This is a genomic window from Ferrovibrio sp., assembly GCF_029255545.1.
Lineage (GTDB): Bacteria > Pseudomonadota > Alphaproteobacteria > Ferrovibrionales > Ferrovibrionaceae > Ferrovibrio.
Map to the genome: position 1 here is coordinate 56,033 of NZ_JANLJJ010000025.1, position 11,799 is coordinate 67,831.

An 11,799-nucleotide genomic window follows, 5' to 3' on the forward strand; every position below is an offset into this window, starting at 1 on the left:
GCTCTTGCCGAGCTGGATCGCGCTGCCGCCGGAAAGACACAGGACGAGGCGGAATTCCGCCATTATCTCGCCACACTTGCGAGGCTACGTCAGCCGGTCGACGTTTTCTTCGACAAGGTTACCGTGAACAGTGACGACGCCGCCGTGCGGCGTAACCGTCTGAGTTTGCTTTCGGCGGCAGTCGGAAGCATGGATCGTATCGCCGACTTTTCCCAGATCGAGGGGTGACAGAGCTATGGCCAAGCCGAAGCAGAAAAAAGCCAAGACCAAGCTCAGGGCCAAACCGAAGACTGTAGCCGCGCGCAAGGTGGTGAAGGCCAAGAGCGCCACGAAGAAGCCTACCGCCAAAAAGAAGGTCGTGGCCAAAAAGAAGGTCGCAACCCGCAAGGCCGCCCCCAAGGCGCCGAGCGCGATCAAGGGCAAGTGGGTTTACAGCTTCGGCGATGGCAAGGCCGAAGGCCGCGCCAACATGCGCGAACTGCTGGGCGGCAAGGGCGCCAACCTGGCCGAGATGTCCAATCTCGGCCTACCGGTGCCGCCGGGCTTCACTATCACCACCGAAGTCTGCACCGCCTATTACAAGAATGGCCAGAAATACCCGAAGGAGCTGACTGGTCAGGTCGATGCCGCGCTCACTCGCGTCGAAAAGCTGGTTGGCGCCAAGTTCGGCGACGCGAAGATGCCGCTTTTGGTCTCGGTGCGCTCGGGCGCCCGCGCCTCGATGCCGGGCATGATGGATACCGTGCTCAATCTTGGCCTCAACGACACCACGGTCGAAGCGCTGGCGAAGCAGTCCGGCAATGAGCGTTTCGCCTGGGACAGCTATCGCCGCTTCATCCAGATGTATTCCAACGTCGTGCTCAATGTCGGGCACGAGCATTTCGAGGAACTGCTCGAGATGCACAAGGAAGAGCATGGCTTGGTGCTCGACACCGAGCTGAAGGCCGAGGACTGGAAACAGCTGGTCGCTGCCTACAAGAAGAAGGTACAGGACGAACTGGGCAAGCCCTTCCCGCAGGACGTGCGTGACCAGCTCTGGGGCGCCATCGGCGCCGTGTTCTCAAGCTGGATGAACCAGCGCGCCATCACCTATCGCAGCCTACACCACATCCCGGAATCATGGGGCACGGCCGTGAACGTGCAGGCCATGGTGTTCGGCAACATGGGCGAGACCTCCTGCACCGGCGTCGCCTTCACCCGCGACCCTTCGACGGGCGAGAAGACCTATTACGGCGAATACCTGATCAACGCCCAAGGCGAGGATGTCGTCGCGGGCATCCGCACCCCGCAGCAGCTGACCAAGTCGGCCCGCGTCGCGGTCGGCAATGAGCTTCCCTCGATGGAGGAATCCATGCCGCCGACCTTCAAGCAGCTGGTCGCGGTGTTCCAGAAGCTGGAAAAGCATTACCGCGACATGCAGGACATCGAGTTCACCGTCCAGCAGGGTAAACTGTGGATGCTGCAGACCCGCTCAGGCAAGCGCACCGCAAAGGCGGCGATCAAGATCGCCGTCGACATGGTGAAGGAAAAGCTGATCGGCCAGGCCGAGGCCGTCGACCGCATCGATCCGGCCTCGCTGGACCAGTTGCTGCATCCGACGCCGGATCCGAAGGCCGAGCGCAAGGTGATCGCCAAGGGCCTCGCCGCCTCGCCGGGCGCCGCCTCGGGCAAGGTCGTGTTCCTGGCCGATGAAGCCGAGGCAATGGCCCATAAGGGCGAGGCCGTCATCCTCTGCCGCGTCGAGACCTCGCCGGAAGACATCCACGGCATGCATGCCGCCAAGGGGATTCTGACCGCCCGCGGTGGCACCACCAGCCACGCCGCCGTGGTGGCGCGCGGCATGGGGCGGCCATGCGTGTCCGGCGCCGGCAGCCTGCGCATCGATTACAATGCCGGCCGCATGACGATCGGCGACCTGGTCGTTAACAAGGGCGACGTGATCACCATCGATGGTTCGACCGGCGAAGTGATCCTTGGTCTGATGCCAATGATCGAGCCGCAGCTGTCTGGCGATTTCGGCCAGCTGATGGCCTGGGCCGACAAGCTGCGCAAGCTGAAGGTCCGCACCAATGCCGAGACCCCGGCGGATGCCGAAACGGCGGTGCGCTTCGGCTGCGAAGGTATTGGCCTGTGCCGCACCGAGCATATGTTCTTCGATGCTGACCGCATCACCGCGGTGCGCGAGATGATCCTCTCGGACAATGTCGAAGGTCGTAAGAAGGCGCTGGCCAAGATCCTGCCGATGCAGCGCGACGACTTCGCGCAGCTGTTCAAGATCATGGCCGGTCGGCCGGTCACGATCCGCCTGCTCGATCCGCCGCTGCATGAATTCCTCCCCAAGACCGAGGCCGATTTCGACGCCGTCGCCAAGGGCACGGGCCTGAGCGTGGCCGCGCTGAAGGAACGCAAGAAAGCGCTGGAAGAAACCAACCCGATGCTGGGCCATCGCGGCTGCCGCCTCGGCATCAGCTATCCGGAAATATATGAGATGCAGGCGCGCGCCATTTTCGAGGCGGCTGTGCAGGTCTCCAAGGCCGGCGGTAAGCCGGTCGAACCGGAAGTGATGATCCCGCTGGTTGCCACCAAGGCCGAGATCGACATCCTGAAGCGCCGTGTCGATGCCGTTGCCGCCGCCGTGTTCAAGGAACAGGGCAAGAAGGTGAAGTATCTGGTCGGCACCATGATCGAGTTGCCGCGCGCCGCCCTGCGCGCCGCCGAGATCGCCGAGACGGCCGAGTTTTTCTCCTTTGGCACCAACGACCTGACCCAGACCACGCTCGGCATCAGCCGCGACGATTCCGCGCTGTTCATGGAAGATTACCTGAAGGCCGGCATCTTCGAACGTGACCCGTTCGTCACCATCGATCAGTCGGGCGTCGGCGAACTGGTGCGGATCGCGGCCCAGCGTGGCCGCGCCACGCGCAAGGATCTCAAGCTCGGCATCTGCGGCGAGCATGGCGGCGATCCGTCGTCGGTGCGCTTCTGCCACAAAGCTGGGCTGGATTACGTGTCCTGCTCGCCTTACCGCGTGCCGATTGCCCGCCTTGCCGCCGCCCAGGCGGCGATCAGCGAGGAAAAGGTCAGCGAGGCCTGATCCGGCGCGATCCAGACAAACGAAAGGCCGGGCCCAGAAAAATGCTTCTTGCCCGGCCTTTTTTATGCTGGCCCGGCGTCGGGTTTACTGGATCGTGATCTTCGGCATCCGGCTCGCGGCGCTGTCACGGTCCAGTTTCTCGGCCACCTTGGCGGCAATGGCGCGGTAGGCCTTGGCCTCCTCGCTGTCGGGTTGGGAGGCCACGATCGGCGCGCCGCTGTCGGAGGTTTCGCGGATCGCGATGTTGAGCGGCAATTCACCCAGGAAATCGCAGCCCAGCTCCTCGGCCGTCTTGCGGGCGCCGCCATGGGCGAAAATCTCGCTGCGATGGCCGCAATTGGGGCAGCAGAAATAGCTCATATTCTCGACGATGCCGAGCACCGGCACGTCGACGCGGCGGAACATGTTCAACCCCTTGCGCGCATCCAGCAAGGCAATGTCTTGCGGGGTGGAGACGATCACGGCGCCTGCCAGCGGCACGCGCTGGGCCATGGTCAGTTGCGCGTCGCCGGTGCCGGGCGGCATGTCGACCACCAGCACGTCTAGTTCGCCCCACGCGACGTCGCGCAGCATCTGCTCCAGCGCGCTCATCACCATCGGGCCGCGCCAGATCATCGGCGTGTCTTCCGGCACCAGGAAACCCATCGACATGCAGGGAATGCCCCAGCCCTGCATCGGATGCAGGTGTTTGCCGTCCGGCGAATGCGGCTTGCCGGTGATGCCCATCATGCGCGGCAGCGACGGGCCATAGATATCGGCATCCAAGAGGCCTACTTTCTTGCCGCTTTGGGCCAGCGCCAATGCCAGGTTGACCGCGGTGGTGGATTTGCCGACGCCGCCCTTGCCCGAGGCAACGGCGATGATCGACTTGATGCCCGGGATGGCTGGCCGGGGGCCGACTTCGGGGTGCGCTCCCGGCTTCCGGGCGGCAGCGGCCCCATGATCGTGCGCATGCGCATGGTCGTGGGATGCGGCCGCCGGCTGGTTCTTGCTGCCCCGGTGCTCACCCTGCCGTTCGGCGGTCAGCACCACGGTGGCCGAGGTGACACCGGGCAGTTTCGCCACGGCCTGTTCGCAGGCCTTGCGCAGAGGCTCCTTGGCGGCGCCGGCGCGAGGGTCGACCTCCAGCACAAAGCCGACATTGCCGCCTTTGATCACAAGCCCGGCAACCATGCCGAGTTCGACCACATTCTTGCCATGATCGGCGTCTACCACACCGCGCAACGCGCCCATGATCTGCGCTTCCGTCACTCCGGTCATGCTTGAAATCCCTGTAAACGTTCCAATATTGTCGGCTGTTGGCAAGCGAGGCGGCGCTTGTGCCCTGCGTGTGATATATCGCGACGGTACGGGAACGGCAATTCGCCGGCCAAAAGGTAAACAGACGTGAGGCAAAAAGCCGGGTGGCGCAGCCATTTCCCGGCAGGGGCGCTGGAATTCCGGATCAAACGCGGTTCGGCAGGCAGGCCCGGCACAGAAGGACAGCAGGATGCCCTGGAGCAATCAAGGTGGGGGATGGCAAGGCGGCGGCGGTGGTCGCGGGCCCTGGGGACAGGGACCGCGTGGCAACGGCCCGTCCGGTCCTGGCGGCGGCGGCTTCGGCGGCCCCAATCCGCCCAGCCTGGAAGATATCCTGCGCAAGGGGCAGGACAAGTTCCGCAACCTCATGCCGGGCGGTGATGTATCCGGCCGTGGTATTCTGCTCCTGATCCTGGTCGCCCTGGCAATCTGGCTGGGCACCGGCTTCTACCGCGTCGACACTGATGAACAGGGCGTAGTGCTGCGCTTCGGCAAGGTGCATGCCGTCACCGAGCCTGGCCTGCGTTACCGGCTGCCCTGGCCGGTCGACAGCGTACTGACTCCAAAGGTCACCACGGTCAATCGCGAGGAAATCGGCTTCCGCTCCATGGGCGAGTCCTCGACCCGCGGCGTGCAGCAGCGTGATGTGCCGGAAGAAAGCCTGATGCTGACCGGCGACGAAAATATCGTCGACATCGACTTCACCGTGTTGTGGCAAGTGAAAGATGCCGGCCAGTACCTGTTCAACGTGGTCGATCCTTCGCGCACCATCAAGCAGGTGGCGGAAAGCGCCATCCGCGAAGTGGTCGGCAAGAACAACATCCAGTTCATCCTGACCGAAGGCCGCACCAAGATCGCCGATGACACCCGTCGTGTCATGCAGGCCGTGCTGGATGGCTACAATGCCGGCGTGGTGATCACCCAGGTCGCGCTGCAGCGGACCGAACCGCCAGCCTCGGTGATCGATGCTTTCCGCGATGTACAGTCGGCTCAGGCCGATCGCGAGCGCGCCCAGAACGAGGCGGAAGCCTACCGCAACGACATCATCCCGCGCGCCCGCGGCGAGGCGCAGCGTATGCTGCAGCAGGCCGAAGCCTACAAGCAGGAAGTGATCGCCAATGCCCAAGGTGATGCCAGCCGTTTCACCCAAGTCTACAACGAATATCGCTTGGCCAAGGACGTGACGACCAAGCGCATGTATCTCGAAACCATGGAACAGCTGTTACGCGGCACCAACAAGGTGATCATTGACGGCCAGGCCGGTCAGGGCGTGCTGCCGTATCTGCCGCTGCCTGAGCTGCAGAAAAAGCAGCCGCAGCGCTGAGGGGAATGCCATCATGAACCGCTCCCTCCTCACTATCATTGTCATTGTCCTGGTGGCCGCCGGCTTCCTGGTCAAGGCGTCCCTGTTCACCGTGCATCAGGCCCAGCAAGCCCTGGTGGTGCAGTTCGGCGATCCGCGCCGTGTGATTTCCGAGCCCGGCCTGAACGTGAAGATCCCGCTGATCCAGGACGTGGTCTATTTCGACAAGCGCATTCTCGGCCTGGATGCGCAGCCGGAAGAAATCCTCACCACCGACCAGCGCCGCCTGGTGGTCGACAGCTTCGTGCGCTATCGCATCACCAATCCATTGCTGTTCTACCAGACCGTTCGCAACGAACTCGGCCTGCGTGGCCGTTTGGCGCCCAGCGTGGCCAATGCCTTCCGCGGCGCCTTCGGCAAGCTGGATGCCGCCACTATCATCTCGGGCGATCGTCCGTCGGCGATGCAGCAGGTGACCAACACGCTGCAGGAAGACTCGCGCCGCCTTGGCATTGAACTGGTCGATGTACGCATCAAGCGGGCCGACTTCCCCGATACGATCGGCCAGGCGATCTTCCGTCGCATGCAGACCGAACGCCAGCGCGAGGCCAATGAGCAACGCGCCACCGGCTTCGAGCTGGCGGAAAAGATCCGCGCCGAAGCCGAACGCCAGCGTACCATCCTGCTGGCCGATGCGCGACGGCGGTCGGAAATCCTGCGCGGCGAAGGCGATGCCGAGCGGACCAAGATTTTTGCCGAAGCGGCCAACAAGGATCCGGAATTCTATGGTTTCTATCGCTCATTGCAGGCCTATACCAAGGCGCTGCAGCAGAGTGACACCACCATGGTATTGTCGCCGGATTCCGAGTTTTTCCGCTATTTCGACAGTCCAACCGGCGCGCCGCGCCGTCCAGGGCAGCGATAAAGCCTGTTGCGTTCGCCGCCCGTGCGCGGCGAGGAGGTAAGTTATGAATGCTGTATTGCATACCCGCTTGGTCCGCGCCCGCACGGCGCTGGCGGCGGCGCTGTTTGTCGTCATCGGTCTGGCCAGTGCGGCCCATGCGCGAGCGCCGGAAGGCGATTTCGCCGACCTGGCCGAGAAACTGCTGCCGGCCGTGGTCAATATCTCGACCACGCAGACGGTGCAGGCCCGCGGCGGTCTGCCTGAGGGACTGCCGCAATTCCCGCCCGGTTCGCCGTTCGAGGATTTTTTCAAGGACTTCTTTGACCGCCAGCAGCGCGGCGAGGGCAACCGCCCGCCACGTCAGGTCTCTTCTCTGGGCTCTGGCTTCATTGTCGATGCACGCGGCTATGTGGTGACGAATAACCACGTGATCGCCGAGGCCGACCAGGTGCGCGTCATCCTGCATGACAATACCGAACTGGAGGCCAAGGTCGTCGGCCGTGATCCGGAAGTCGACATTGCCGTGCTGAAGGTCGAGATGAAGAACGGCCGACAACTCACTGCCGTGTCCTGGGGCGATTCCGACAAGATCCGCGTCGGCGAATGGACCCTGGCGATCGGTAATCCCTTTGGCCTGGGCGGCACTGTGACCGCCGGCATCGTCTCGGCCCGTGGTCGCGACATCAATGCGGGCCGTTACGATGACTTCCTGCAGACCGATGCCTCGATCAACAAGGGCAATTCTGGCGGCCCGCTGTTCGACAAGGCCGGCAATGTGATTGGCGTCAATACTGCGATCTTCTCGCAGAGCGGCGGTTCGATCGGCATCGGCTTCGCCGTTCCGGCCAATCTGGCGCGGCCGGTGGTGCAGCAATTGATCGAATTCGGCCGCACCAAGCGCGGCTGGCTCGGCGTCCAGATCCAGTCGGTGACCGATGAGATGACCGAGGCGCTGGGCCTGAGCCAGGCGCGTGGCGCCCTGGTGGCCAAGGTGGTGCCCGGTGGCCCGGCGCAGAAGGCCGGCATCGATTCCGGCGACGTGATCGTCGGCTTCGACGGCAAGCCGATTGCTACCACCAATGCGCTGACACGCAGCGTGGCGGAAACGCCGGTTGGCAAGACGGTGAATGTCGAGATCGTGCGCAAGGGCAAGAAGCAGACGGTGAAGGCCACGCTGGGCGAGCTGGAGGCGGCGCTGGCTTCGGCCAAGGCCGAGAACGGGCAGAAAGCGGATGCCAACCGCGCCAAGCCCGGCCGCAACGAGACCGAACTGGCCGATCTGGGCCTGCGGGTCGCGCCGCTGAGCAAGGAGCTGCGCCAGAAGCACGACATCAAGGATGACGTGAAGGGCGTGGTGGTCACCGACGTCGACCCCGAAGGGCCGGCGGCCAAGCGCGACGTGCGCGTGGGCGACGTCATCATCGAGATGGCGCAGTCGGAAGTGCGCAATCCCGATGACGCCGTTGAGATGCTGAAGGCGCTCAAGGATGCCAAGCGCAAGGTCGCCTTGCTGCAGATCCAGCGCAGCGGCGAACCGCGCTTTGTGCCCGTTCCTCTGAAATCATAGGCTCTGAAGCAGTCAGGGCAGCGGAAACCAAAAAAAGGCCGGCTTGAAAGCCGGCCTTTTTTCGTTCGTGACGTGATCGGTTGAGATCAGTCGATCTCGCTGGCATTGGCGATGATCTTGCCGACCAGGCCGTATTCCACAGCCTGCTCCGCGCTCATCCAGTAATCGCGGTCGGTATCCTTCTCGATCCGCTCCAGCGGCTGGCCGGTCTCGCGGGCGAAGATTTCGTTCAGCCGCTTGCGCATGCGGATGATTTCCTTGGCCTGAATGGCCACATCCGAGGCCGTGCCGCCGGCGCCGCCGGACGGCTGGTGCAGCAGGAAGCGGGTATTGGGCAGGCTGAAGCGGTTTTCCTTCTTCGCCGCGGCGAAGATCAGGGCACCGGCCGAGGCGACCCAGCCGGTGCCGACCACGCGCACATCGGGTTTCACGAACTTGATCATGTCATAGATCGTATCGCCCGATTCGACATGGCCACCCTGACTGTTGATGAAGATGGTGATCGGCGCGTCGCCGGCCGACTGCAGGGCGAGCAGGCGGGCCGAGACTTCCTTGGCGATCTTCTGGTCAATGCCGCCATAGATCAGGATGGTGCGGGCCTTGAACAGGCGTTCTTCCACGCCGGGCATCTTGTCCTTGGCTTTCGCCTCGGGCTCACCGTTTTTTTCCGGTTGCTCCGGCTGGTCATCGTCGTCCATATGGGTAATGCGATTCAGCATGCCAGAAGGCTCCTTACAGGCTTTTGATTGGTATCCCATGGGTCGGGGAGGGGGTGCAAGGCTCAGGCCCGGAACCGCCACCCCGATGGCGAGGCACCGCCCGGTAACAGACAGGCCCGGTAACAGGCAGGCCCGGTAACAGGCAGGCCCGGCGCTAGGCAGGACCCGGCCTTTTCCGCTAGGCTCCGGCCGGTTTTCCGCCTCCCTTAAAGAAAGGTCGCGCCATGCTGAAAGGCAAGTCCGCCGTCGTCACCGGTTCCACCAGCGGTATCGGTCTCGGGATCGCCCGGGCCCTGGCCGGGCAGGGCGTCAACGTGATGCTGAACGGCTTCGGCGATGCGGCCGCCATCGAGAATATCCGCGCAGGCCTGGCCGCAGAAACCGGCGTGAAGGTGCTCTATGACGGCGCCGACATGTCTGACGGTGCCGCCGTCGCCGCCCATGTCAAGAAGGCCGAGGATGCCTTCGGCGGCGTCGATATCCTGGTCAACAATGCCGGCATCCAGTTCGTCGCGGCGGTGGACGAATTCCCCGAGGCCAAGTGGCATGCGATCCAGAACATCATCCTGAATTCCACCTTTCATGCCACCAAGGCGGCACTCCCGGGCATGAAGCAGAAGAACTGGGGCCGCGTGATCAACCTGGTCTCGGCCCATGGCCTGGTGGCTTCGCCGTTCAAGTCGGCTTACGTGTCGGCCAAGCACGGCCAGATCGGCTTCACCAAGTCGGTGGCGCTGGAAGTGGCCGAGAGCAATATCACGGTGAACGCGATCTGCCCGGGCTATGTGCGCACGCCGCTGGTGGAAGGCCAGATCGAGGACCAGGCCAAGGTGCACAACATGCCGCGCGAACGGGTGATCCGAGAGGTGATGCTTGCCTCGCAGCCGAACAAGCGCTTCATCGAGGTCGAAGAAGTGGCGGCGCTGGCCTTGTTCCTCTGTGGCGAGATGGCAAAATCCATCACCGGCACGGCGATCGCGATTGATGGCGGCTGGACGGCGCGGTGATCAGGGAAGAACGCGTGGATGCTCGGGTCAAGTCCGGGCATGACGCATTTGGAATGATTGGGCTGCCTACCGCCCGAAAATCTCGTCGCGGCGATAGCCCTGAGCATACAGCAGCGCGGTCAGGTCGCCGTGGCGGATATTGAAGCGGGCGGCTTCCTGCACCTTCGGCTTGGCGTGGAAGGCAATTCCTAAGCCCGCCGCGCCCAGCATGGCGAGGTCGTTGGCGCCATCGCCGACCGCGATGCAGTCTTCCATGCTGATGCCCTTCTCGCGCGCCACGCGCTGCAGGGCTTCCAGCTTGGCCTCGCGGCCGAGGATCGGTTCGCGGACGCCGGCGATGGCGTCGTTTTCCAGGATCAGGTGGTTGGCCTGCTGCTCATCGAAGCCGAGCTGCTGGGCAATCGGCTGCGTGTAGTAATCGAAGCCGCCGGAGACCAGCGCGCAATGCACGCCATGTGATTTCAGCGTGGCGACCAGCGCGACGGCGCCTGGCATAAGCTTGATCCGCTCGGCAGCCTTGTCGAGCAGGCTGGCCGGCTGGCCCTTCAGCAGGTTCACGCGTTCGCGGATCGCTTCGTAGAAATCAAGTTCGCCATTCATGGCGCGGCGGGTGATCTCGGCCACGCGGTCGCCGATATCGGCGAGGAAGGCGATCTCGTCCAGCATCTCATTGCGGATGATGGTCGATTCCATGTCGGCCACCAGCGCCTTCTTGCGGCGGTTTTCGGGTTTGAGCACCAGCACATCCACCGGCGTGGCGCGCAGGGCGGTGCGGGCCGCCTTGGCGGCCTCGTCCGGCGCCACGTTGTCGAAGGGGATATCGCAGGCGATGCCCGGTTCCAGCCAGTCGGCCGGGCCGACCTTGCCGCGGGCCAGCGCCAGGGCGTCGCGCACCGCATTGGCCACGCGGGGCGTCAGCACGGCATTGTGGGGCGCGGTGATCAGGGTGAGAATGTTTTGCATCCGCCTGTTCTAGGGCTGTAGAAGGGGCGGCGCAACCCGCCCTGCATGTCACTCGCCGCCATGGATACCCGCCACGCTCCCGTCATCCTGCTCGCCGGCCCCACCGCCAGCGGCAAGTCTGCGCTCGGCTTAAGCCTGGCCGAGAAAATAGGCGGCACCGTGATCAATGCCGACAGCATGCAGGTTTACCGCGACCTGCGTATCCTCACCGCCCGGCCCACCGACGAGGAGATGGCCCGGGTGCCGCACCGCCTTTATGGCGTGCTGGATGCCAGCGTGCATGGGACGGCCGCCCTGTGGCGCGACATGGCACTGGAAGCCATCGACGAGGCGATCCGCGCCGGCCGGGTGCCCATCCTGCTGGGGGGGACTGGCCTTTATCTGAAGGCCCTGACCGAAGGACTGGTTGACCTGCCGCCGATTCCGGAGGAAGCCCGTAGCGAAGCGCGACAGCGTCTGGAGCGGGATGGTTCTGCCGTCCTGCATGCGGCCCTGGCGGCCATCGACCCGGCCATGGCAGAAAGGCTCAAGCCCGGCGACAGCCAGCGGCTGGTGCGGGCCTATGAGGTGCGGCTGGGCACCGGGCGGTCGCTAGCCGACTGGCAGGCCAGCTCCGCCGCGCCGCCTTTGCCCAATCCGGTCTACCGGCTGCTGCTGCGGCCGCCCCGGGCGACGCTCTATGCCCGGATCGATCGCCGTTTTGAGGCCATGATGGCGGCCGGCGCGCTGGACGAGGCCAGGGCCTTCCAGGCGCGAACAGACATCCCCGCTGATGCGCCGGTGCGCAAGGCCCATGGATTACCTGAGCTGATTCAATATCTTGATGGGAAAATCAGCCTCGACGAGGCGATCCGGATCGGCCAACTCAACACCCGTCATTATGCCAAGCGGCAGACCACCTGGTTCCGGCACCAGCTCCTGGCCGACCTGGTTGTGGAAAATG

Annotated in this window: 10 protein-coding genes; 7 read left to right on the forward strand and 3 right to left on the reverse strand. The window is 64.1% G+C overall.

Translation table 11 applies throughout. The features are described from left to right. Both Q1J79_RS04490 and ppdK read left to right on the forward strand, forming a co-directional pair. Positions 1-228 (forward strand): DALR anticodon-binding domain-containing protein (locus tag Q1J79_RS04490; RefSeq protein WP_367182955.1); only part of this gene is annotated, 228 nt, incomplete at its 5' end. A 7-nt stretch (positions 229-235) separates the two neighbouring features. After that, positions 236-3,094, forward strand: a complete 2,859-nt coding sequence (gene ppdK / locus Q1J79_RS04495) for a pyruvate, phosphate dikinase (protein ID WP_300297096.1) — start codon at positions 236-238, stop codon at positions 3,092-3,094. Positions 3,095-3,178: 84 nt separating this feature from the next. Here the strand turns inward: ppdK and apbC are convergent, their stop codons facing one another. Beyond that, the gene (gene apbC, locus Q1J79_RS04500; RefSeq protein WP_300297099.1) at positions 3,179-4,354 is read right to left on the reverse strand and encodes an iron-sulfur cluster carrier protein ApbC; all 1,176 of its coding nucleotides are present in this window, start codon (positions 4,352-4,354) and stop codon (positions 3,179-3,181) included. A gap of 229 nt (positions 4,355-4,583) precedes the next feature. Between apbC and hflK the strand changes: the two genes are divergently transcribed. The 3 genes from hflK to Q1J79_RS04515 are packed head-to-tail and all read left to right on the forward strand — an operon-like array spanning position 4,584 to position 8,167. After that, positions 4,584-5,717 carry an FtsH protease activity modulator HflK gene (hflK, locus tag Q1J79_RS04505; RefSeq protein ID WP_300297102.1) on the forward strand — a complete coding sequence of 378 codons (1,134 nt, stop codon included), beginning with the start codon at positions 4,584-4,586 and terminating at the stop codon, positions 5,715-5,717. A gap of 13 nt (positions 5,718-5,730) precedes the next feature. Next, positions 5,731-6,621: a protease modulator HflC gene (hflC, locus tag Q1J79_RS04510; RefSeq protein ID WP_300297105.1), complete on the forward strand. Its 891-nt coding sequence runs from the start codon at positions 5,731-5,733 to the stop codon at positions 6,619-6,621. A 43-nt stretch (positions 6,622-6,664) separates the two neighbouring features. Then, positions 6,665-8,167 (forward strand): DegQ family serine endoprotease, encoded by a 1,503-nt coding sequence (locus Q1J79_RS04515; RefSeq protein WP_300297108.1) that lies wholly within the window; start codon positions 6,665-6,667, stop codon positions 8,165-8,167. An 86-nt stretch (positions 8,168-8,253) separates the two neighbouring features. Here the strand turns inward: Q1J79_RS04515 and Q1J79_RS04520 are convergent, their stop codons facing one another. Next, positions 8,254-8,886, reverse strand: coding sequence for an ATP-dependent Clp protease proteolytic subunit (locus tag Q1J79_RS04520; protein ID WP_300297111.1), 633 nt, complete (start codon positions 8,884-8,886; stop codon positions 8,254-8,256). Between the two features lie 224 nt (positions 8,887-9,110). Here Q1J79_RS04520 and Q1J79_RS04525 point away from each other — a divergent pair, with 224 nt between their 5' ends. Beyond that, entirely contained in the window at positions 9,111-9,893 is a 783-nt protein-coding gene (locus tag Q1J79_RS04525) for a 3-hydroxybutyrate dehydrogenase (RefSeq protein WP_300297114.1), read from the forward strand. Between the two features lie 66 nt (positions 9,894-9,959). Here Q1J79_RS04525 and serB read toward each other — a convergent pair whose 3' ends face one another. Beyond that, positions 9,960-10,856, reverse strand: a complete 897-nt coding sequence (gene serB, locus Q1J79_RS04530) for a phosphoserine phosphatase SerB (protein ID WP_300297117.1) — start codon at positions 10,854-10,856, stop codon at positions 9,960-9,962. 45 nt (positions 10,857-10,901) lie between these two features. On the opposite strand from serB, the gene miaA reads away from it, so the two are divergent. After that, on the forward strand, positions 10,902-11,799 hold an 898-nt coding region (gene miaA, locus Q1J79_RS04535), incomplete at its 3' end, for a tRNA (adenosine(37)-N6)-dimethylallyltransferase MiaA (protein WP_300297119.1).